Genomic DNA, 21,563 nt, shown 5'->3' with positions numbered 1-21,563 from the left:
TTACGTTGTTTCATCATCAGGACTTCACGAGTTTCACGATCTCCATGTGAGTCTCATGTGGTGACCCAGTAGTATTTACTAAGTAAACATCCGTTCTCTCCAGCAGTCTTCTGAAAAAATTACTCCTCATTTCAATTTTTCTTGCGTCTCTGACGAGCTGATGCGGATTACAAAAATCATGTCTAATAAGGAAGTCTAACGCCTCCTCAACATCCAGCTTTCTATGAACTTTGGGATCTGATGGGTCTCTCTTAAGAATGATGATCTTCCTCATCGTCGTCATAGGCACAACACCTCCCCTTCCGACTATCCATCTAACGTTAACTATCGCCCTTCCTCGCTCATCGAACACCGCCTCCTTTATAAGAGGTCTGAACTCCTGCCAGATTTCCGCGATGTCCGCCTCAACGTATGAATTCTTTTCAGACCCGAAAGCCAAAACGCTTCTTTCGAAAAACCTGACGAAAAACCAGTCATCCGCGACGAGTCTGCTTTCAGGAAGTCTAAGAAGACCAAATGAGTGTGTTGTCTTCCCGGTCTTCGGCGGTGCTATTATCGCCACACCTTTTCCATCGAAGTCAATCGCTCCACCATGAACGTGATAAATCCCATGCTCATCCTCCAGGATATCCCCAGCTATCGCCAAAGCTATGCTCTTTATCCAACCATAGTAAGAGATCCCGGTCACAAACGCCGTATTCGTGTACGGGTCATACCTGACCAGAGGCTCTCCTTCTTCCTCAAGCACGATTAGCCTTCCATGCGACCTGATGTTTTCATCCATAAAGAAAAAGTTATCTTCCCATTGTTCCTTAAATCTTCGCACATCCGTGAGAAGCTTTATGCAACAACCGTAGATATTTGCTTTATCCTGATAGAGCAGTCTTCCAGAATATTCCTCAAAAAGTCTATCCTTTTCGTCGGGTGAAATCAATTCCACCTTATACAAGCGAGAACACCTTCAAACCCGCTTGAACTTCGCTATTTCCCTGATAGTGTCCACACTCGTTATCATAACGGTTCTGCAGCAATAACGCTCAATCCCCATCTCGTCCAAAACCTTTTTCGGATCCTCACCTTTCGACACTCTTTCTTCAAATTCCGCAAACTTGTCTCCCAGAACCTTTCCACATGTGAAACAGCGTATAGGTCTCACGCAAATCACCTGTAGCTCTTCTGGAACTTCGCTCTCGCTCCCGGTCCACCCGGCTTCTTCGGCTCCTTGAACCTCGTGTCACTCTTCACGAGCGTCCAGTCATATTGCTTAAATTTCTCCCTTAATTGTTGATCCTCAAAGAACTGGAGAAGGCCCCGCGCGATTGCCGTTCTGACAGCTTCCGCTTGTCCCATAACCCCGCCACCCTCAACCTTCACTTCTATGTCGACTTTGCCCCCTAGTTCGGGAACAAGCATGAGAGGCTCCATAATCTTCAGTCTAGCAAGCTCCGGCTCGATTGTCTCCACAGGCTTTCCGTTTATAAAGACCCGCCCGCTTCCACTTCTAACAACAGCCCTCGCCAAAGCCCTCTTTCTTCGTCCCGTCGCTATTACTGTCTTCAAATTTTCGCCCCCAGAAACCTACTCAACTCTTCCACCTTTATGCGTTTACATTTAAGCTTCTTCGCATCCGCATCCGGCACTCTTAACATCTCTTTGCCTGCCAAGTGCTCCGGAACTCCCCGATAGACACGCAACCTTTTGAAAGCCTCTCTCCCCTTCGGCTTTTTATAGGGAAGCATTCCTCTGATCGCCAATCTAACTATTTCCTCCGGATATCTCGGATGGAAAGGACCTCTCCTCGGGTTCGCCAGTTGTCTCGTTTCCATCCATGCTTTATATTCTTCAAATATGTTCTCTCTCCTCCCGGAGATCACAGCTTTTTCAGCGTTCACTATATCCACGTGGCTTCCTCTGAGAAGTTCCTTTGCGACATAGCTAGCCAATCTTCCGAGGATGGCGTCGGTAGCATCGATTATTAATCTGCTCATATCATCAGCCTCACTCGCTTTCCGTCCGGATTCTCCTCCATCAACTGCTTTATCGTTATCGCTCTTCCACCGGCTTCCACTATCTTCTTTATCGCACTTTTAGAAAACTTGAAAGCCGCTACAGTCACCGACTTTGTCAATCTCCCGGCCGCAAGAACTTTTCCAGGCACCACCACTGTTTCCCCACCATCCGCGTATCTGTTGATCTGACTCAGGTTTACCTCCGGTCTCGCTCTTCTTGGCATCTCAAGCCTGTCAGCCACATCCTCCCATATTCTCGCCTTTCTTTCTTTCGCCAGCTTCCTCAGGTCTCTTATAAGCTTCCTCAAGATGGGATTTGTCGGTCCAGTCGGTTTCGCCATATTCGCCCTCCAACTCCTTCCGTTTGAAGCATTAATAGTTTACACCCTTGATAGGTTTTATTTCCTTCGGTTTCTTTCTGTTCCTTACTTCCACGACAAAATCAGCCAGTCTCATAAGCCTCTTTGGCGCATACCTGCCAGTCAGAAAAACATGAACATTGGGCGGAACTTTCATCAAAAGATTTTCCACATCTTCTATCTTCAGTAGCCCGCAGTGAACGGCAAGGTTTATCTCATCCAATATGAGGATGTCTGGCCTTTTTTCTCTGAGAACATTTTCTGCAAATTTCAAACCCTTCTCGGCAAGTCTTTTATCCCTCTCATCGAGATTCTTTAAGCCGATCCATCCGCGCCTTCCAAATTGATAGATTTCGAGGTTTGGTCTGAGTTTTTTCTGTGCTTTATATTCTCCAGTGTTTTTCCACCATTTCATGAACTGGACCACCACAACTTTTTTTCCGTGGCCAATAGCCCTTAGAGCTACCCCAAGTGCCGCCGTTGTTTTTCCACCACCGGTCCCAGTGTAGACGAAAACAACCATCAAATTCACCCCGGGAATGGACATGTTCCAGTTATACATCCACCGGCATACTCCGAGTCCGCCGTTAGATATCTCAAATCCTCAGCGAAGTATAGAACCTGCTGGGGCTTACTCCCATAACGATAAACTGTTATGCCCTTACATTTGAGCTTCCAAGCAAGCATGAAGCACTTTTCAACATCTTTTTCCGTTGCATCTGCCGGCAGGTTCACAGTTTTGGAGACGGCATTATCCGTATGCTTCTGAAAAGCCGCTTGCATCCTTATGTGCCACTCTGGAGAAATGTCCAGTGCCGTCTTGAAGATTTCCCGGACATCCGCCGGAATCTCGCGTAGATTCTGAATAGAACCGGTTCTCGCGATTTTCTGCAAAAGCTCTCCGCTATAGAATTTTCTTTCCTTTGCTATTTTTTCAAAGAGCGGATTTATCTCCAGCAAAGTCTTTCCTCCGAGAACCCTTCTTATGAAAGCTATCGCGAAGAGAGGCTCTATACTCGAAGAACATCCAGCGATGATCGATATGCTTCCGGTAGGGGCAATTGCCGTCACCGTGGCGTTTCTCATCGCGGAATATTTCTTAGCCCATATGCTTAATTCGAAGTTCGGGAAGCTTCCCCTCTTTTCACCCAGCTCTGCGGATTTCCTCCTTGCAGTTTCAGAGATGAATCGCATAACCTTCTCGCCCAGTCTGATGGCCTTCTTGGAGTCGTACGGGATTGACATCTTGATGAGACACTCTGCCCACCCCATGACGCCAAGTCCGATTTTTCTATTTGCTTTTGTCATCCGTTCGATCTCGGGAATTGGATATCTGTTTGCATCGATGACGTTGTCAAGGAAGTGTACGCCGAGTTCAACTGTTTTTTCTAACTTCTCCCAATTTATCTCTCCGTTCTCTACCATTCTACTTAGGTTAACGCTTCCCAAGTTGCAGGATTCATAAGGTAGCAAGGGAACTTCCCCGCATGGGTTTGTGGCTTCTATTCGCCCAAGCGATGGTGTAGGATTCTTCCTATTCACCTCGTCAATGAAGACGAGACCGGGATCACCGGTTTTCCAGGCGTTCTTAATAATCATTTTCCATATTTTCCTAGCTCTGACTCTTCTGACGACATTTCCAGTTCTAGGGTTAATCAACTCATGCCATCCGTCTGTGAGAACCGCTCGCATAAACTTGTCCGTCACAGCAACGGAAAGATTAAAATTTGTAAGAAAATTTGGATTACTTTTGGCTGCGATAAACTCTTCCACGTCTGGATGATCAACACTAAGGACGGCCATCATCGCTCCACGCCTTTTTCCACCGGCTTTTATGACGTCTGTGGCTGTGTCGAAAACTCGCATGAATGAAACCGGTCCAGACGCGATACCCTTGGTAGATTTCACAACGTCGCCCTTCGGTCTCAGCTTAGAGAAGCTGAAGCCAACGCCTCCACCAGTCTGTTCTATTAGGGCAGTCTGATGCACAGCTCTGAAAATGCTGTCGAGAGAATCCTCAACCGGTATGACAAAACAAGCACTTAGTTGGCCCATCGGCGTACCAGCATTGAAAAGGGTAGGGGAGTTTGGAAGAAACTCAAGTCTGCTCATCGCCTTGAAAAATTCCTCATAGGTCTTTTCTGGATCTTCTCCGAATTTTCTGTCCACTTCTGCTATCGCTTTCGCTACCCTGCTGAACATCTGTGCAGGAGTTTCGATTATGTTTCCATTCTCGTCTTTCAGGAGATAACGCTCACGTAGCACTTCCAATGCGTTGACTGTTAGTTTTGGTTCGGCATCAAGTCCGAATTTCTTTCTGAGTTCGCGAAGCTCCGCCTTCTTTTTCCTGTATATCTCGTATTCTCTTGCTACGTCTTCCAAACCCTCCTTTTTCAAAACCTCGACAACAACATTTTGGATGTCTTCGACCGAAGGTATCTCGAATTTCTTTTCCAAGATCCGCACAACTTCGTTGGAAATCTTGCGGGATAATTTTCCGTTCTTTTTTCCGAGAGCAACCAGAGCTCTGTGAATCGCAACCGTAATCTTCTTCTGGTCGAAATCCTCCAGCCTTCCATCCCTCTTTCTGACTTTTTCTATTGCCATCCAAGTTTCTCTCATTCTCTGTGGATTTTAACATGCAGTATGTCTTCCGATGTGCGTTTCGTCGTTGCGAAAGCTATTTAAAAATCGGAAAACAAAAGAAAGGAAACAAAAAAGGAGGTGAGCAGATTGGACGAAGCAGGCGTGGAACCGCTTGCTATGAAAATCCTAGCCGGGATGATTCTTCTAACCGTCGGTCTCGGAGTGGGCTTTGCGATTTACACCAGAGTTGGAAAAGGAGTCGAACACATGCTGTCGTTTTCGGTAAAGATCGAGGGACAACCGGAGTACGCTCTAACGCTTGGGGTTCCATCCTCTGGAGAGAATTCCGCGACCGTAACCGTGAAAGTCGAGGAGATAACACCATATAACAAAACAGTTTCTCTTTCGCATAGCGGTACACCCACAAACGTTAGCCTCCAGTTCTCCCCACCGAACGGAGAACCAACCTTCAGCTCATCCTTGACCATCAGAGTAAGCCCAGGAGCCCCTACCGGAACTCATGCGATCACAATCAGGGCCACCGGAGAAGATGGAGCAGAGCAGACAGCTACCCTGCGTATAACTCTGACCTAATATGGAAGGTACGACTCTCTTGGGGCTGGCGGTTCTCTCGGTTTTAGCGGTTTCAATTGCTGCTTTTGGTTATCTGAAGTTAAGCAGTCTCACCGATAGGCAGAGATTGATGAACGCTCTAGAGAGACTAGCGAACGTCTGCCAAGAGGTTGCATCAGCAGGAGGTGAAAGAATCGTAGAACTTGAGATTCCCTCCGGATGCATCGTATATTTCCAAGACAACCAGATAAGGGTTGGGGAAATTAGATACCCGGACGAAGGTTTACCGTTTCGTTTTGCCGAAAATATCTCTCCTCTGCCCGCAGGAAAACATCTTGTCCGGGTGTCGATTTCTGACGGCAGGTTTTTTATATGGACATAGTTAGAATCTTCAAAATCGTCTTGTCATTCTTTCTGGTTATTATTTTTCTCTTTCTTCTCATCTCAGCGTATCGTTATCATAAAACAGTTCTAGAAACATCGGTTTTAATAGATGCGTCGTCAGCAATTGCCAACGGTCTCGCAACCGATAATCTAGCCTACATCCAAGGCATGAGAAAGCGATGTTATGTGATCGATCCGGCTAAAATACGAGAGCTCAGTTGGGAGGTTTCTTTGGGAAGTGAAAACTTCCAGTTCAACATCAAACTAGCATACTGGCGATCTGGACAGAAAATCGAGATAGAGGCCGGACCTCAGAAACCAAACGACAAGCAGATCTCCGTGACCTCGCTCCCCATTGCCGTTTTTGACAATTTCAGATTGGAAGCGGGATCTCTGGAGGTGCGAACTTGGCGGAAATAGATGAGCTTGGGATCAGTGACGTTTTATCGATATCCTTCATGGTAATTCTGACAGTTTTCTCAGGAGTTCTCCTGTACACAGTTCAATCCGATGCCTTGGACTCAGCAGTCAGACGGCAGCTTCAACTTAGGGCGCAGTGCGCATATCACATGCTTGCAAATGCAATGCTTGAAAATTCCGGTAAATCCTATCTTCGGGTGCTGGCGGAAAGTCTGTTGGAAAATAAGACATGCGAAAAAGTTCTTGTGGAAATTTCAAACATCCTCAAAAAGACAATGGCGGAAAATCTTACGCTTGAGTTTAAAATCCGTGCAGAAAATTCTGATTGGATTGTTCTCAAAATTCCTGAAAATCTGGAACTGATGGGTGATAGATTTTCTTTTTCCGGTTGTTATACCATAATCTCGACCTCTGAGAACTCGGATGAGCTGTATGTCGAGCGTTTTGATGTGGAAATTTCGATTATCCGAAGAAAGTAGAGGAATCGCCGTGCTGGCGGTTTTCACAGTTCTCGTCATTCTATCCTCGGCCATCGCAGCGGAGACATTCAGGCAGGCTTATAGTGAGAAGACGCGCACTTTTCAGCTTTCATCAGCCATGTCGACGGTTCGAGCAACCGCCTCTTCAATTGAACTCGAGCTTTCTGAAGCCCTACGAATGGCAATCGTCACCGCAATGTATGAAAGCGGCAGACAGGGTGAAGTCTCATCGGAAATTAAGGAGAAAATAATCTCCCATATCAACTCACGCATTCAATCCGGCTGGGAATACTCGGGTTTCAGACAAATCGTAGTTTACCCTATCGCCGAAAATTCTTTGAATCTTATGTGGTTGCCGGACGGAAGTCTTCGGATTTCTGTTTTCATACCTTCTAGACTTGTTCACGTTTCTGGAGCAGAGGTCATCGGTCTCAGGGTAGAAGCCGGAGCATCTCCGCGATATCTAAGACTTGAGCATCTTGCAAGGCTGGCGGAAGAAATGCTTGAAAACACGGAAAACTCCGAAGATCTGGAGAAAAGCCTAAACGAAAACTATGCCTGCGAATATATCCTTTTCAGAATTTTTGAAGACGAAATAATCGTTGTAGACCTCTACGGCGGAGAGGTTATCGTGAAATAACTAGCGAAGTCTTTCTCTCTTTCCCATAACTTTTTTGTTTTTCCAGTTATAGCTCAGAATTCTTCTAGATCTCCCAAAACCACAGGCTGCGCAAACCTTCTTCTGTGCATGGTACGCCCTTCTACCACACCTCCGACATCTTAAGTGTGTGACTTTGTGTCTCTTACCCATTGATGGAGTTCCTTTTACCATTGAGCATCACACCCCAGGCGAGACATAAACGACATTATCCCCTCTTATGATGAGCTTCCCGTACCTTCTTTTAACCTCACCATTCAGAAGTTCCTCAGCTTCGTCCAATACGATGTTGACGTGAACGTCGAATCCCGCGAGTTTCCCTCTAAACTCTTTTCCACCCTTGACTCCCACAAGCACAATTGATCCCAGCGCCCTGCCGAGAGCATCGAACGGTTTTTCAGGCATGTTGTCATCTCTTCTCGTGCGCTATTTATTTAAGCGTTTTTCTGATTTTTATTCGGAAAAAGAGATTTTTAAGCATCGTCATCCAGATTTCACGAAAAGATGGAGATCAAAAGATACCATCTGAGAAAGGACAAAATTCGCGAGCTTTCACAACTAGTTAGTGCCACTCTTCCCGACATCGCCTGCAGGATATCCAAGCACGATGTTGAAGTATGGGAATTTTCGAAGGGTAAGCTCATATTCTCATCCGGAGAGCCGCTTCTCATTTTGATCGGAAATGAATTCATACCTCCTTTGCCAATCGCTGAAAATTTGATAAAAGCCCGCGTTGTTGTGGATATGGGCGCCGTTGCCCCAATCTGCAGAGGAGCCGACGTGATGGGAAAAGGTGTGAAATCGGTCACGGATTTCTCTCCTGGAGATCTAGTGATAGTTGTCGAGGAAAAACATCAAAAGGCCCTTGCAGTCGGAAAGGCCCTTGTTCCCTCCTCAGAGGCCGTCGGAAGGAGCGGAAAAATCGTGGAGAATCTTCACCACGTTGGAGACGAGTTTTGGGAAACGATTAAAAGCTACATCCATTAAATACTTAAAAGACACAGATAAGGATAAGAAGGTGGAACATTGGCACTGTTGGATAAACTGCTCAGAAAGAAGAAAAAGGAAGAAACCCCCTCATTAATGAGTGAGGTACCCATAGCTGAAGTTGAGACATCTTCTTTATCTTCGGGTCCGGAGCTTGAGGCGGTGTATGTCAAGAGCATGGATTTAAGTGGTATAGCAGACGTCGTCAAAATCTCCGAAGAGGTTTCAGAAGGAAACATATTGATAATCGACATCAGTGACGTTATGCAGAGAAATCCTGAGGAACTCAAGCAGGCTATAGAGGAATTAAAAGAATCAGCCAGGAAGATCGGCGGAGATATAGGAAAGATAACAGACACAAAGATAATAATGACTCCAAGATTTGTGAAAATTCTTTCCAGAAAGGAAGTTCAGGCTGGCACCCAATGAGAGAATTCAGGGCTCCGATAGAAAGATGTCCATTTTGTGGTAGTAGTGGCACCTGCACCTTTCTCGGAAAAATTCATGACATTCCATACTTCGGAGAAACGATTGAAAGTCTTGTTTATTGTTCTGCATGCGGCTTCAAGCATGCGGATATAATGCACACGGAGGAGAAAGAACCGGCTCGCTACGAATTCGAGATAACATCGAGCGATGATATGTCCGTTAGAGTCGTGCGCTCGAGCACTGGTGTGATCACGATCCCAACCTTAGGAGTCACCGTTTATCCCGGCCCGGCCAGTCAGGGTTTCGTGTCCAACATAGAGGGAGTTTTGAATAGAATTTCTGATGCAATACTCATGGCAACGAAAAGCGCAGGTGAAGATGAAAAAAGAGAGGGTGAGGAAAAGTTACGCATGATAGAAGAAATCAAAGAGGGGAAAAGAACAGCCGTTATAGTGATATCGGATGAACGTGGCCTGAGCGCAATAATCCATCCCCGCGCTAAAAGGATTCCCTTGAAGTCAGTAAAACCTAATGGTTTCCAAGTTCATGGGAACTCTCGTTTCCACACGGAATAGCTTATGAACGGTGCTGGCGAAGGCTAGGCACTTGCTCTCTTCTCCATGAACACAGATGACCCTAGTCGGTTTAGGTGTTATCCTCTTCAGATAGTTAAGAAGCTGGTCTCTGTCGGAGTGTCCGCTAAATCCTTCAATAGTCTTCACTTCCATTTCAACCTTGATTTCCTTTATCTTTCCTTCCTCAATTATCGGTATTTCTTTCCAGCCCTTTTGAATGCGTCTTCCGAGCGATCCCTCTGCCTGATACCCGACAAAAACGAGCGTGTTTCTTGGATCCGGAGCCAACTTCTTGAAATAATCCATAACCGGGCCACCAGTCATCATACCAGAGGTCGATATTATCACACAGGGCGGTCCTTCTATCACTTCCTGCCTAGCATCGGCATCTTTGACTTTAGTGAAAATCTCTGATATCAGAGGATTCTCTTCTTCTTTGAAAATAAGGTCGCGCAACTCCTTCGACAGATATTCGGGGTAGGCGGTGTGTATTGTGGTGGCCTCCCATATCATTCCATCCAAATAAATCGGAATGTCATGTATCACTCCGCGTCTGACATACTCGTCGAGCAAGACCATGATTTCCTGCGATCTTCCAACGGAGAATGCCGGAACCAGAACTTTGCCTCCACGCTCGATTGTTTCAAGTACGGTTTTAATGAACTCTTGCTCGGATTCCTCTCTAGTAGGCATGATGTCTTGCGGACCCCCATAGGTGCTTTCGATTATCACGGTTTCGGCTCGCGGAAAACCATATGCGGCGGGAGAGAAGAGCCTCGTTTTATCAAATTTTATGTCCCCAGTGTAGACCACGTTGTAAAGTCCATCTCCTATGTGGAAGTGTACAACAGCAGAGCCCAAGATATGTCCAGCGTTGTGTAATGTAACCCTGACGTCAGGAGAAACATCAGTCACGTCGCCGTATTCAAGCGTGATCGTATGGGAAAGGAATTTAGATATATCTCGCTTGTCGTATGGCATCTCTTTACCTTCTCTTCCCGCAATTTCTAGGAAATCCAGCATGAGAAGAACAGCGAGGTCCCTCGTTGGCGCCGTGCAGTAAACCGGGCCATCATAACCCATTTTGAAGAGAATTGGCAGATATCCGCAGTGATCCAAGTGTGCGTGACTGATGACTACGGCGTCCAAGTTGTCGAGATCCAGTTCTGGTGCGTTGACGTAGGGATATGCTTTCTCTTCAGATGCGACGTTTATTCCGCAGTCAATCATTATGCTACTCTCCGCAGTTTGCAGCAGTAAACAAGACCTTCCAACCTCTCTTGCTCCACCCAATGAAGTTACTCTTATCCATTGTTCTGTTGCCTTTCTACCTCTGTATATCCTTCTTCCGATGTGGCGGAGAATTTCCCTTCTGCTTGCTCCAGTTTGGATCATCAGAAGTCTTATGCTCTTGACAAGATCGGATTCGACCGGCAGTGCTCGGACAATCCTCGGCGTCCATCCTATTCTGTGCATTATTTCTCTCAAAACTGCTCCATCTTTTCCAACAGCCAATCCGGGCTTTTTGGCTTCTATCACGACTTCCCCAACGTCTTCGCTGAAAACTACGCCTTCTACTCCGGCTTCGGGCGGAACGATTTCACGGATTATTTTCTCGGCTTCTTCTTTCGGGACCAGAAGACTCGGGTGGGGTCTTAAAATTATTCGCTTGCGCAGGCGTTTCGCCAGTTCTTTGATAGCTTCCCCGCTCTGGGCAATAGGTGTCAGGTCCTTACAGTAGAGGACGACTCTGGGACCCTCGAAGTCCACATCCAGCACGGAGGACCCGAATGGGCTCTCTTCTCGAACAATCTTCTTTATCTCCTCAAGCACCTCGGATTTTTCTACAGAATTTTTCGGTTTCATCTTTAACAGCTAATGTTTTGTTAGTAAGGCCGCAATTTCTTCAGGTGAAAGCTCCCGGTATCCTTCCTCCCAAGTCACCGTGCCGGCGGCTACCGTATTACCGCTTCCGACATCTCTCTTCATTGCCGTTCTGACGGCTTTAACGGCAATCGGTAGGACCTCCTTAACCCGCATGTCTTCTTCGATTTCATTTTCAAGAATTCCGTAAGCGACTGGAGATCCAGATCCTGTTGCGGCCATTGTTTCTTTTGTCATGCCTCCATCGATGTCCACAAAATATAACTGAGGACCGGAGCGATCAACCCCGCCAACCAAGATGTTTGCGATGAAGGGATAGTATACCGAGTATATGTTCATTATATTCGCTAAAAGCCTAGCGCAGGCAGACACACTCATAGGTTTTCCCAAACTTGTTTGATGATAACCTGCTTCCGCTCTCAGCCATTCTACCAGTTTTTGCGTATCCGCCACCCCCCCGGCGGTCGTAAATGCGATGTGGTCAGTAACTTTGTATATTTTTTTTGCAATTTTGCTGGCTATCAGATATCCCGCAGTAGCCCTACTGTCGGTTGCCAGAACCACCCCATCGCGACACACGACACCGACTGTTGTGGTTCCCTTTAGATATTTCAACTTCTCTTCAGACATCACAGAATCGACCATTTACTCTGAATTTTCCAACCTTAAAAGTCTTTATGATAAACCTGCTCGGAGGACGATTACCGCGGTCTATTTTTATGTGAAGGCGTAAGTGGAAAGAGATGAAAGAACCTAAACGCATACAACTAGCTAGGGAAATTTGGGTTGGTCGTGCTGTTCTTGAAAAGATCCCCGAGGTTTGTCAAGCTCTCGACCTGCATGGTGAGGCTCTGATAGTGGCTGACAAAACAACGTATGATATCGCCGGTCGGACGGTGGAAAGAAAACTGCGCGAAGCCGGTATAAAACCATCGGTTTCCCTGATATCAGATGCAAACTCGGAGGTTGTGGAGAAAGTTAGAAAGTCTTCAAAGGGCGTTTCTTTCTTCGTGGGAGTAGGGGGTGGAAAATCCATCGACGTAGCAAAGTTGGCCTCATTCTATGAGGGAAAACCATTCATTTCAGTTCCAACGGCAGCTTCGCATGACGGAATTGCTTCCTCGCGGGCATCCGTAAGAGATAACGGATCACCGGTTTCAATTCAGGCGCACGCACCAATCGCGATAATCGCAGACACAGCAATCATCAAAAAAGCCCCTTACAGATTGCTTGCCTCCGGTTGTGGGGATTTAGTTGCCAACATAACAGCTGTCAGGGATTGGCAACTCGCTCGAGACTTCAAAGGTGAGCCTTACAGTGAATATGCAGCAACCCTTTCCATTGTCAGCGCGGAGCTAATAATCGCAAACGCGAAGGTGATTAAGCGATACACAGAAGAAAGCGTGAGAAAAGTCGTTAAATCTTTGATATCAAGTGGAGTTGCCATGGCAATTGCCGGAAGCAGCAGGCCGGCCAGCGGTTCGGAACATCTTTTTAGTCACGCTCTCGACATGGTTGCTCCTAAACCAGCTCTCCATGGCGAGCAATGCGGCGTTGGTGCGATAATGATGTCATATCTTCAAGGTGGAGATTGGGAGATCATAAGAAATGCTCTAAAAACAATCGGAGCTCCGACCACGGCCAAAGAATTAGGTATACCTCCGAAATACATTGTCAAAGCTTTGACAATTGCCCACAAAATTCGTCCTGAGAGATACACCGTGCTCGGCGGCGGACTTGGCAGAAAAGAAGCGGAGCGGCTGGCAAAAATCACCGGCGTCATTTAGTCCGGTTTCGGCTCGAATTTTCACAATAGGGAACCCCTTTAAAAGAAAGTACAAAAAAGAGCACTGAGAGAATTCTTTTTATACTGCCTCGCCGCCAATACCAGATATTGATGAGCGGAACAGTACGGACAGCCCTGCTGATGAGTATTCTGACGGGGCTTCTGCTTGCAATCGGCTGGATAGTGGGTTACTTGACAGGCTTGTCGATTAGCAGCACTCTTACCTTCGCCTTCATGCTAGCGATAGCGCTAAACTTGTTCATGTATTTCTATGCAGATAAGTGGGTGCTTTCTATGTACCGCGCCAAGGTGGTTAGTGAGGAGGAACACCCGGTGCTCCATAAGATAGTAGAACGTTTGGCTAAGAATGCTGGAATTCCGAAACCAAAGATCGCCATTGTTCCGTCAGATGTTCCGAACGCTTTTGCAACCGGAAGATCACCCTCTCACTCCGTTGTCGCGGTTACAAGAGGAGCCCTCGACCTTCTGTCAGAAGAAGAACTTGAAGGAGTCCTTGCCCATGAAGTCGCCCATGTGAAAAACCGGGACATGTTGATCAACACGATTGCGGCTATAATCGGAGCGGCAATAACATACGTGTTTTATTTCGCCTTCTTGGCTGGTGGGCGACGGGAACAGAAGGGATCTCCGTTGTTTCTACTGCTTCTCCCCATCATTCCTTTCGCTGCTATGCTCGTCAGGCTTGCTATCTCTCGGGGTAGAGAATATGAGGCAGATGCCGCCGGTGCCTCGATTTCTAAAAAACCGCTAGCTTTAGCGAGAGCCCTGAGAAAGATTCAAGAAAGCGTTATTAGGCGTCCGTTAGATCATGGAAATCCATCGACCACCCATCTCTTCATTGTGAATCCATTCCGTGGTGTTTCATTGGCCTCTCTCTTCTCAACCCATCCGCCAACAGAGGAGCGTATAAAAAGATTAGAGTGGATGGCAAAAATTGGGAATTATTAAATCGCCGGTCCGAAGATGTGAAGTCCAATCATGAAGATTATGAAACCAATCGTGAAATAAATCATTTTCTTCGGGTCAATCTTTATTCCGAAACCTTCCTCCTCAAAATATCTTATCAACCCGGCCCTGCTTGCAGGCATTCTTTCCCTTTCTCTCATATTCTCTCCATTATGGTGACTGGTTCATGTCTTTTAATAAGCTTTTGTTTAACAAACGGGATCTTTCCATCTCCATAAAATGCTCCTGGATTTTGACTATTTCCTCGCTCGTACCCGCCCGCATGTAGGCTTCTAGCCGCTCTTTATTAAGTTCGATGAAGACAGGCCCCCATTTGAAGATTCTCATTATTTTTTCCGATAGTTCTGGTTTGCCGAGTATGTAAAGTGCTGCCGCGAAAGCTTCAGCAGTGCTGAGAATTGTCGGTCTACCGTAGTTGATGGGGTTTGCCGCTACCAAATAGGGCAACGATCGGGGATGTCTTCCTTTCCACAGTCTCGAAAACCCCTTTAACTTTTTCCAAGAGCAGTCAATGGCGATTATTCCGAATCTTTCGGCCGTTGGCAGATCTTCTCTTGAGAGAGCTCTCTCTGAGGTTGGATCCAAAAGAATCCCAGGGGGAAGTTCGCCCGCACGTTTCACGATTTCAGCAAAACCTGCCTGCTTTAACTTCCTAGCGGAACATCGTTTAGGATCACATTCTTCAAGATGAAGGACTATCAGTCTAATTTCATCCAACGTGTCATGTTTTAATACTCTCGTTTTCATCCACCCATGAGAACTTTTTATGGAGGCTTTTCGGATATAGTTTCTTCCAGTCATATCCAAGCTTTTTCGCCCAGTACGCATAAACTCTAGGATCGATGTAGCTTTTGAGAGAGGTGATCAAGTTATAATCCTTCGTCTTTTTCGCCAGCTGCAATTTTATTTCAGCCTCCTTTATCTTGAGCTCCAAATTTTTTATTTTATGCTCATACATTTCGAGAATTCTTTTCTTCTTCTCTCGGTATTTTTCTATAGCTTTCCTCAGCATCAGTTTTTCTTTGTTTATTCTTTCCCTGATCTTCTTGCTTTTGGAAGGTTTCTTACTCAGCTCTTCGATTTTTTCAGTTCTCTTTTTCTTCTCCTGTTTCAACTTTTCTTCGAGTTTCTCCAACTTCTCATTCATCTTTTTCTTAGCGATTTTGATGTCTTCCTTTAGTTTTCTCACTCTTTCCTCCTTTTTTCTGATGGACTCTATCCAATTCTTGGGAAGTTTTCTCTTGTGATTGCATTCTATCGCGGCCTGCAAGTTGGCCATGCAACCGACATATTTTTTCTCGATTTCCGGAGCATCTTTATCCACATGGTTCTTGTTGAGATATTCTTCGACAATCTTTGTCGCGTGGTATGTCCTGAAAACCTTGGCTGTCAACCCTGGCATAACCTCTCCGAGAAACTCATTCACGAGTTCCGATTTGACCCCATCAAAAATTTGATCTCTTGGGCCCCGAATGAAAGATTTTAGGTTTTGGATTACCTCTTTTGGGAGTTTAACTCTCTTGACCCACCTGACAGAATCTTTTCCAAGAAAGTCGAATGTTACTGTATTATCCGAGTTTATTTTAACGTGGGAACCTCTGAGGGTAGTTGCGCCAACAGTGTCCGCTTCATCCTTGTCTTTTTCGTCTCCGACTCTTAGCTTCAGGACATCTATCAGGTACGCCACCGTGGCGATTTTCCTTCTGAGTTCATCTTCAGATGTCAGATTTTTCCATATGTGTTCCCTAATTTTTTCGATGTATTGATCGAGCTTTCTAGCGACATCATATTTCTCCTTTTCTCTCATTTGTCTCAGCTCCGCGTTTTCAGCTATCCAAACATATTTCATCTTTCCAGTGAGTTTGTCCCTCCATTTGGCGATCCACAAAGCTTTTGGATCGAAAACCCTCCCTCCCCACGACTCTCCAGTCGGCGTTTGGGGCGTAGGAGCATCTTCAGAAAGATTGAGTATGATGTCGGAGTGGTATATCCTAGGTTTCCATCTGCCACGGAGGGGATGTTTTCCACGACCCACGAATATGCATGGAGGTTCTACCGTGTAATTCGCGATTTCAACTTCTTTACCGTTTATTATCGCAATGCCATATTTTTTCTTGTTTTCTTCTCTGATTCTTTTCCTCTCTTCGGAAAGCTTCTTTTTTTCATCTTTTGTCATCGATTCTTTCTTAGCTTTTTCTTCCTCTACCCATTGTTTGACTTCAGAAAAATCAAAATCCTCCGGTTTTCCATTTTCAATTCCGAGCGCTTTGCAGAAGTCTTTAAAAAAGTTTTTGACGAAAACCGGATCTTTGACCTGCTCACTATCCATTTTTTTAGCCCAAGCTACTGCCATTTCTTCCTGTTCCGGGGTAAGTTTTATCTCCTTTCCTCTAAACTTGATGGAAAGTCCGACTGGCTTATACTCCGGAATCAGGACACCATTGTGCCGCAGTTGCCATATTGTTATCTCTTCTTCGTTCATTCTAATCCAATAGATTAGCCTGCAAAAGTTCTAAAATTTTCCTCTTGTAATGTGGAAATTTACCACCTGAGAGCTCTAGAAGGACAAACAGAAACGCATAAACCACATCCGTCACATCTTGACAAATCTATTCTAATTCCTCGGGCTGAGGTCCACATCGCGGAAGACGGGCACTGCTGCACGCATATCCCACAAGAATTACATCTTGTGGCTATGATTTCTGGTGGTTTAGTTTCCAAATGAGGCCAGTCCGGTAAGCGACCGAGAAGTTTTCCTCTAACCTCTTCTAAAGAATAGTTTTTTGTCCTGAGAAACTTCAATATCTCGTCCGCGATTATTCCGAAAACTTTCGGTCCTCGAAAGATTGCCGCCGTGCATATTTGCACCGCAGAAGCTCCAGCCTGGATAAATTCTATTGCATCTCTCCCGGACGAAATTCCTCCGCAGCCTATTATTGGAATCGAAACATTCTTGGCGATTTTCGCTGTCCAATAAAGCGCCAATGGTTTAATTGCCGGACCCGATAGAAGACCCGCTCCTTCTGCAGTTCCGATAGCTGGCATGGCAACTTCGATATCAGCCTCCAAGGCTGGCCAGAGCGCATCCATGCAAACTATTCCGTCTGCTCCAGCCTTTTTTGAACTGATTGCCATTTCCAGCGGACCTTTATCGTACATCCCTACTTTAACGAAAACGGGGATATTGGCAGAACTTTTTGCAGCTTTCACAGCTTCGGCCACCTTTGATGGATTTTTTCCAGAATGTCTGGCCGAGATTTCTATGGCGTCGGCTCCTGCTCCAGCGATTTCTCCAGCAAGTTTTTCTATTTCTTCTGGCTCACCACCTACACTGGCAATTAGCGGAAGACCGATCTTTTTTGCTTTTTTCAATTCTTCTTTTATCCAGATCTCGGCTCGGATCTCAGACCATCCATCTGCGCTCAAAAGGTTATCTCTAGTTTTAGCTAGATAGGGACGCGGCATTTTGCACGATTCCACTTTGATTGTCTGCGTGACCACCGCAGCTGCTCCTCCTTCAGCTGCTCTGCTCATCATTTCCGCATTTTTACCAAACGGACCAGCTCCTGCAATTATTGGATTAACAAGCTTTAACCCACACAATTCTACTTGCAAGACAGTCAGAGACTCAACCTCCCCCTACTCTATCCCAAACTTCTTCTGCAATCTTCTGGTATTCTTCAATGGTTTTTTCTTCATCGATGGAGAGAACCTTTCCATCTCTTTTCACAATTCTACCGTCCACTATGACAGTATCCACGAATCTTCCATCGAAGTTCCCTACTATTTGATCCGTAATCCAAGCTGGTCTAAGAGGCGCAGGCATGTGTGAATGATCCAAAATCACGATGTCTGCAGCCTTTCCTTTCTCCAGAATTCCCGTATTTACGCCATACATTTCGGCTCCGTTTTTTGTTGCCATTTCAAGAAGCTGGGAAGTTTTCAAAGTCAATCCAAGCGAAGACAGCTTTGTCATAAGATAGACTGTCTTCAGCAATCCTAGAAGATCTGGCAACAATCCGTCGTCTCCCAAACTCACAGGTACGTTCTCGGAGACTATCCACTCAAGACGGATTGCTTCGGAAACATCGGCAATGGTATACCCAAGCTTAGTTTCGTTGTTTTTTAACAACTTCAACTCCTCTCCGTTTATAGGAATGCAATGAGCGAGAATGGTGCCTTGTCTGAGAACTCCAAGCTCGAAGAGCTTAATCAGAGGATTTTCACCATATTTCTGATAGCTCACCTCGCGTAGCAACCTGCTGTCTTCGGAATGAAGGAGGAATGGAACTCTGTATCTCTGCGAAATTTCCTTTCCATACTTCAAAAGTTCTTCTGAAGTCGAAGGATCTAGTTTCACACTCACAAATCCTACAACATTCTGACGTCTTTTCTTCCTGATTTTTTTGATGAGTTTTTCGTTTTCTCGCATTCCATGGGCACCCTTCAGCTTTCCATGTTGTTCATCGGCTAGCACGCTTAAGCCAACTCTTATCCCGATTTCTTGGATCTTGGAAAGGATCCTACCGAGGATACCGGCCGATGGATTGCTGCCTGGAAGAACCCCAGCCACGAAAGTTACACCATTGTGGAGGTATTGCAGACAGGATGCAGACACACAGGTCCAAAGTTCGTTTTTAGAAAGACTTTCGTCAATCTTGTGCCAGAGGTTTTTCATCCTGAAGATATTGGAGTTCCCCAAGGATGTTCCTTGAGCTAAAATTCTCGAGAAATGTGTGTGAGCACAAACGAATCCAGGCATTACTATCTTTCCTCGAGCATCGATGATTTCATCCGCTTTTAACTTAATGGAACCTTTTCCAATCTGAGATATCTTTCCATCCTCGATTAACACAAATCCGTTTTTGATAATGGTACCCTCCTTGTTCATCGTCAACACTAGGCCATTCTCGATCAATAGATCTGCCATCACGCTTCCATCACAATGCAGACATTATAGAAGTATATATTTTTTGACGTTCAAAACACATAGAAAATGAAATGTCAGAACTGGTAATCAGAAACGCTAGGCTTCTTCTGCCAGAGGGCATAGTGACTGGAGAAATGTCGATTGAAAATGGCAAAATAAAGAAAATTTCAGTTAGTGGGGTAGAAAAAGGAGAAAGAGAAATTGACGCGAAAAATAAACTGGTTATTCCGGGAATAATAGACACAGAAGCCCATATCTTGACTCGCTCCAAGCAGAAGTGGAAGATTTTTAAAGAGGAGACGGCTGCCGCGGCAGCAGCCGGAGTCACTACAGTCCTTATTTCTCCGGAACCACTTCAACTCACGAATGTATTCGAAATAAAGAAGGCTCTTAAGTTCATGAAAAAGTTCAGCCTTGTAGATTTTTGTTTTCAAGCTGGACCGATTACCGGGGCGTCCATTTCCAAAATGGCTGAGATATCTGTCGCTGGAACTAAAATCTTCAAAATTAGAACATGTGAACCAGAAAAGCTCACGAATGAAGAAATTCTCGAAGTGATGAAAATCGCCAAAACTCTGGACTTAATCTTGTGTGCACATGCTGAAAGCGAAGAAGTTATAAAGGAAAAGTCTGACGAAGAGGTCAGACCACCTTTAGCCGAAGAAAAAGCGGTAGAGGAACTTCTCGAGAAAGTCAGAAAAACAGGAGCAACAGTTCACTTCGGACGTATAACAACACAAAAAGCATGCCTTTTTCTTTCGAAAGCAGAAAAGGAACATTTAACGGTCTCGGGAGGAACTTGTGTTCACTATCTCGTTTTCTCAAAAGAAGATTCGGAGAAAAATCCGCTTTTAAAAATGTGTCCACCACTGCGGTCTAAGGAGGATGTAGAGAATCTGTGGAAAGCCATAGATATCGGAGCGATAGATGCAGTGGCAAGCGGTCATTTTTTCATTAAAATGGAAGAAGTAAAAAACCTTGAGCCGGCACGCGCTCCTGAAGGTTTGCCGGGAATAGAAGCTCTGTTACCCGTAATGTTTGAACTCGGCGTGAGGAATGGGAGGATAACAATAGAGACAATGGTAAAGGTTCTTTCAACTAGGCCTGCTCAAATCTTCAGACTTTATCCGAGGAAGGGTGTGTTGCGAGAAGGTTCAGATGCAGATCTTGTGATTTTAAACCCCTCGCACAAAAAAATCTCCGCTAAGAAGTTGATTGAACCAGCAGGCTGGACGCCTTATGAGGAAATGGAGCTTTCCGGTTTTTCAGATATAACCATCTCCCGTGGCGAAATAATTTATGAGAATGGAGAAGTTTGTGGCAAACCTGGCCGGGGACAGTTCCTAACAAATTTTTGATTTTCTTAAGAACTTGCCTCTTTCTGCCGAGATCTTCATTGCCAAAGCCGCATCCTCGACATCTTCGAAAATCGGAAATCTGGCTGAGCTTATGCGTCTTGGATAAATGACTACAAACGTTTTGTTAACTCGTATTCCTTCCAATTTTTCAATTTCCTCATCTTCTTCAAGAACTAAGAAGATGCCATCAGAAACTTTTTCAAGCTCGGGTATATATCTTACAAGCAAATCGATGTTCTTGAAGCAACACCCAGTGTTTCCCCTCTCAAGTCCAGCTTTCACCAAAATTTTTTCTGGGACATCGCAAATTGTGAATTCCGAAAGATGCTTCGCTGCATCCAAGCAAAGGTCTACAGCTCGAGCCAATAAGAATATCCTGTCCCCAAGTAGTGGTGGAGTTTCAGACAAAATCTTTGCACCACATACGAGTTCTCTGACATTTCGAACGTATATGCCTCCCCTTTGTCTGACAGCCGAGGCGACCATCCAGTCATCCTTACCCAAAAAGTGAAAGACAACAGGCTTTGATCTGGAGACATGGCCGATTTCATCCAGCAGATTTCGTAAATTCTTCGTTCGATAGATGTTCAAGCAAATTGTAGAGGTTGACTTATCTGATGCCAAAACTTTTAGGATGTCTATCTCCGGAATTCCTTGACCTTCACCAGTGCAAATGACCTTACTCACACCCACCGAATATGCACTCATTTTTCTTAGTATCCTTACGGTAACGGCTTGTTTCTGTGATATTAGCGAGACAGAACCAGCTGGAGGGATTTCCGAGATTGATGTTCGAAGGCCAACATCGTTATTTATAATGCCGGCGGATCTAGGTCCCAAAATTTTCTCTCTATTTTCTAGAATTTGCTCTGAAATATCGCTGAGGAGAACTACAAGTTTGCATCTCTTAAAAATCTCTTGCAAGTGTTTTCCTAGACTTTTACCTCCGAGAACGACGACGCAGATATCAATATCGCGCCACAGATATCTTACAGACTTCTCGGCGCCATTAATCTCGCCTCCGAGGTCTACAATTTTAACCTTCGGAAAGCCCGTTGTTCGCTCTACGATTTTGATAAACATTTTATATGTTGTCTTCTCCCTCGCATCTCCAACGATTGCGATCTTTTCTGGTCGCAGGAGGACATCAAGAGACATA

The 21,563-nt window shown here is 45.4% G+C and carries 28 protein-coding genes; 11 read left to right on the top strand and 17 right to left on the bottom strand.

Features of this window, described 5'->3' with window-relative positions; translation table 11 throughout:
• Nucleotides 1-16: 16 nt before the first annotated feature.
• The 7 genes from QXF64_04905 to QXF64_04875 are packed head-to-tail and all read right to left on the bottom strand — an operon-like array spanning nucleotide 17 to nucleotide 4,975.
• Nucleotides 17-949 carry a hypothetical protein gene (locus QXF64_04905; GenBank protein MEM1689819.1) on the bottom strand — a complete coding sequence of 311 codons (933 nt, stop codon included), beginning with the start codon at nucleotides 947-949 and terminating at the stop codon, nucleotides 17-19.
• A 12-nt stretch (nucleotides 950-961) separates the two neighbouring features.
• Nucleotides 962-1,156 (bottom strand): DNA-directed RNA polymerase subunit N, encoded by a 195-nt coding sequence (locus tag QXF64_04900; GenBank protein MEM1689818.1) that lies wholly within the window; start codon nucleotides 1,154-1,156, stop codon nucleotides 962-964.
• Between the two features lie 5 nt (nucleotides 1,157-1,161).
• The gene (locus QXF64_04895) at nucleotides 1,162-1,560 is read right to left on the bottom strand and encodes a 30S ribosomal protein S9 (protein ID MEM1689817.1); all 399 of its coding nucleotides are present in this window, start codon (nucleotides 1,558-1,560) and stop codon (nucleotides 1,162-1,164) included.
• On the bottom strand, nucleotides 1,557-1,988 hold the full coding sequence (locus tag QXF64_04890) for a 50S ribosomal protein L13 (protein ID MEM1689816.1): 432 nt from the start codon (nucleotides 1,986-1,988) through the stop codon (nucleotides 1,557-1,559). Before QXF64_04890 ends, QXF64_04895 begins: the two co-directional genes overlap by 4 nt.
• Nucleotides 1,985-2,350 (bottom strand): 50S ribosomal protein L18e, encoded by a 366-nt coding sequence (locus QXF64_04885; protein MEM1689815.1) that lies wholly within the window; start codon nucleotides 2,348-2,350, stop codon nucleotides 1,985-1,987. Before QXF64_04885 ends, QXF64_04890 begins: the two co-directional genes overlap by 4 nt.
• A gap of 31 nt (nucleotides 2,351-2,381) precedes the next feature.
• Nucleotides 2,382-2,891 (bottom strand): cob(I)yrinic acid a,c-diamide adenosyltransferase, encoded by a 510-nt coding sequence (locus QXF64_04880; protein MEM1689814.1) that lies wholly within the window; start codon nucleotides 2,889-2,891, stop codon nucleotides 2,382-2,384.
• Nucleotides 2,892-2,896: 5 nt separating this feature from the next.
• Nucleotides 2,897-4,975, bottom strand: a complete 2,079-nt coding sequence (locus tag QXF64_04875; protein MEM1689813.1) for an adenosylcobalamin-dependent ribonucleoside-diphosphate reductase — start codon at nucleotides 4,973-4,975, stop codon at nucleotides 2,897-2,899.
• A 117-nt stretch (nucleotides 4,976-5,092) separates the two neighbouring features.
• On the opposite strand from QXF64_04875, the gene QXF64_04870 reads away from it, so the two are divergent.
• From QXF64_04870 to QXF64_04850, 5 genes are read left to right on the top strand one after another with little or no spacing between them, the layout of a single operon-like run.
• Nucleotides 5,093-5,548, top strand: a complete 456-nt coding sequence (locus QXF64_04870; GenBank protein ID MEM1689812.1) for a hypothetical protein — start codon at nucleotides 5,093-5,095, stop codon at nucleotides 5,546-5,548.
• Nucleotide 5,549: 1 nt separating this feature from the next.
• A complete protein-coding gene (locus QXF64_04865; GenBank protein MEM1689811.1) occupies nucleotides 5,550-5,909 on the top strand; it encodes a hypothetical protein in 360 nt (119 codons plus the stop codon).
• Nucleotides 5,900-6,331, top strand: coding sequence for a hypothetical protein (locus tag QXF64_04860; protein MEM1689810.1), 432 nt, complete (start codon nucleotides 5,900-5,902; stop codon nucleotides 6,329-6,331). Before QXF64_04865 ends, QXF64_04860 begins: the two co-directional genes overlap by 10 nt.
• Complete coding sequence (locus tag QXF64_04855) at nucleotides 6,319-6,810, top strand: hypothetical protein (GenBank protein ID MEM1689809.1); 492 nt, start codon at nucleotides 6,319-6,321, stop codon at nucleotides 6,808-6,810. Before QXF64_04860 ends, QXF64_04855 begins: the two co-directional genes overlap by 13 nt.
• Nucleotides 6,779-7,450, top strand: coding sequence for a hypothetical protein (locus QXF64_04850; protein MEM1689808.1), 672 nt, complete (start codon nucleotides 6,779-6,781; stop codon nucleotides 7,448-7,450). Before QXF64_04855 ends, QXF64_04850 begins: the two co-directional genes overlap by 32 nt.
• On the opposite strand, the gene QXF64_04845 is transcribed toward QXF64_04850, so the two are convergent.
• Both QXF64_04845 and QXF64_04840 read right to left on the bottom strand, forming a co-directional pair.
• Nucleotides 7,451-7,642 (bottom strand): 50S ribosomal protein L37e, encoded by a 192-nt coding sequence (locus tag QXF64_04845; protein MEM1689807.1) that lies wholly within the window; start codon nucleotides 7,640-7,642, stop codon nucleotides 7,451-7,453.
• 6 nt (nucleotides 7,643-7,648) lie between these two features.
• Entirely contained in the window at nucleotides 7,649-7,873 is a 225-nt protein-coding gene (locus QXF64_04840) for an LSM domain-containing protein (protein ID MEM1689806.1), read from the bottom strand.
• Between the two features lie 99 nt (nucleotides 7,874-7,972).
• Between QXF64_04840 and QXF64_04835 the strand changes: the two genes are divergently transcribed.
• From QXF64_04835 to QXF64_04825, 3 genes are read left to right on the top strand one after another with little or no spacing between them, the layout of a single operon-like run.
• Nucleotides 7,973-8,455 (top strand): PUA domain-containing protein, encoded by a 483-nt coding sequence (locus tag QXF64_04835; GenBank protein ID MEM1689805.1) that lies wholly within the window; start codon nucleotides 7,973-7,975, stop codon nucleotides 8,453-8,455.
• Nucleotides 8,456-8,494: 39 nt separating this feature from the next.
• On the top strand, nucleotides 8,495-8,884 hold the full coding sequence (gene sepF, locus QXF64_04830; protein ID MEM1689804.1) for a cell division protein SepF: 390 nt from the start codon (nucleotides 8,495-8,497) through the stop codon (nucleotides 8,882-8,884).
• Entirely contained in the window at nucleotides 8,881-9,459 is a 579-nt protein-coding gene (locus tag QXF64_04825) for a ZPR1 zinc finger domain-containing protein (GenBank protein MEM1689803.1), read from the top strand. The genes sepF and QXF64_04825 overlap by 4 nt, the downstream gene beginning before the upstream one ends.
• Here QXF64_04825 and QXF64_04820 read toward each other — a convergent pair.
• Together QXF64_04820 and QXF64_04815 are read right to left on the bottom strand one after the other, a co-directional pair.
• Nucleotides 9,403-11,325, bottom strand: coding sequence for a beta-CASP ribonuclease aCPSF1 (locus QXF64_04820; protein MEM1689802.1), 1,923 nt, complete (start codon nucleotides 11,323-11,325; stop codon nucleotides 9,403-9,405). The genes QXF64_04825 and QXF64_04820 overlap by 57 nt on opposite strands.
• A 9-nt stretch (nucleotides 11,326-11,334) precedes the next feature.
• Nucleotides 11,335-11,988 carry a hypothetical protein gene (locus QXF64_04815; protein MEM1689801.1) on the bottom strand — a complete coding sequence of 218 codons (654 nt, stop codon included), beginning with the start codon at nucleotides 11,986-11,988 and terminating at the stop codon, nucleotides 11,335-11,337.
• Between the two features lie 98 nt (nucleotides 11,989-12,086).
• On the opposite strand from QXF64_04815, the gene QXF64_04810 reads away from it, so the two are divergent.
• Both QXF64_04810 and QXF64_04805 read left to right on the top strand, forming a co-directional pair.
• Nucleotides 12,087-13,130 carry an NAD(P)-dependent glycerol-1-phosphate dehydrogenase gene (locus tag QXF64_04810; GenBank protein MEM1689800.1) on the top strand — a complete coding sequence of 348 codons (1,044 nt, stop codon included), beginning with the start codon at nucleotides 12,087-12,089 and terminating at the stop codon, nucleotides 13,128-13,130.
• Nucleotides 13,131-13,240: 110 nt separating this feature from the next.
• Nucleotides 13,241-14,098: a M48 family metalloprotease gene (locus QXF64_04805; protein ID MEM1689799.1), complete on the top strand. Its 858-nt coding sequence runs from the start codon at nucleotides 13,241-13,243 to the stop codon at nucleotides 14,096-14,098.
• Here the strand turns inward: QXF64_04805 and QXF64_04800 are convergent.
• The 5 genes from QXF64_04800 to QXF64_04780 are packed head-to-tail and all read right to left on the bottom strand — an operon-like array spanning nucleotide 14,095 to nucleotide 19,046.
• Nucleotides 14,095-14,256 carry a preprotein translocase subunit Sec61beta gene (locus QXF64_04800; GenBank protein MEM1689798.1) on the bottom strand — a complete coding sequence of 54 codons (162 nt, stop codon included), beginning with the start codon at nucleotides 14,254-14,256 and terminating at the stop codon, nucleotides 14,095-14,097. The genes QXF64_04805 and QXF64_04800 overlap by 4 nt on opposite strands.
• A gap of 10 nt (nucleotides 14,257-14,266) precedes the next feature.
• Nucleotides 14,267-14,863, bottom strand: coding sequence for a DUF367 family protein (locus QXF64_04795; protein MEM1689797.1), 597 nt, complete (start codon nucleotides 14,861-14,863; stop codon nucleotides 14,267-14,269).
• Nucleotides 14,838-16,598, bottom strand: a complete 1,761-nt coding sequence (locus QXF64_04790; protein ID MEM1689796.1) for a hypothetical protein — start codon at nucleotides 16,596-16,598, stop codon at nucleotides 14,838-14,840. The genes QXF64_04795 and QXF64_04790 overlap by 26 nt, the downstream gene beginning before the upstream one ends.
• A 59-nt stretch (nucleotides 16,599-16,657) precedes the next feature.
• On the bottom strand, nucleotides 16,658-17,731 hold the full coding sequence (locus QXF64_04785; GenBank protein ID MEM1689795.1) for a 4Fe-4S binding protein: 1,074 nt from the start codon (nucleotides 17,729-17,731) through the stop codon (nucleotides 16,658-16,660).
• 13 nt (nucleotides 17,732-17,744) lie between these two features.
• Complete coding sequence (locus QXF64_04780; GenBank protein MEM1689794.1) at nucleotides 17,745-19,046, bottom strand: amidohydrolase family protein; 1,302 nt, start codon at nucleotides 19,044-19,046, stop codon at nucleotides 17,745-17,747.
• Nucleotides 19,047-19,117: 71 nt separating this feature from the next.
• On the opposite strand from QXF64_04780, the gene QXF64_04775 reads away from it, so the two are divergent.
• The gene (locus tag QXF64_04775; GenBank protein ID MEM1689793.1) at nucleotides 19,118-20,404 is read left to right on the top strand and encodes a dihydroorotase family protein; all 1,287 of its coding nucleotides are present in this window, start codon (nucleotides 19,118-19,120) and stop codon (nucleotides 20,402-20,404) included.
• Here QXF64_04775 and QXF64_04770 read toward each other — a convergent pair.
• Nucleotides 20,390-21,562, bottom strand: coding sequence for a hypothetical protein (locus QXF64_04770; GenBank protein ID MEM1689792.1), 1,173 nt, complete (start codon nucleotides 21,560-21,562; stop codon nucleotides 20,390-20,392). The two genes, QXF64_04775 and QXF64_04770, sit on opposite strands and share 15 nt — an antisense overlap.
• Nucleotide 21,563 lies beyond the last annotated feature (1 nt).

The sequence above is a fragment of the Candidatus Hadarchaeales archaeon genome (assembly GCA_038823825.1).
Lineage (GTDB): Archaea > Hadarchaeota > Hadarchaeia > Hadarchaeales > Hadarchaeaceae > JAVZGN01.
Note: the sequence above shows the minus strand (reverse complement) of the source record. Positions and strands in the feature narration are given on the sequence as shown.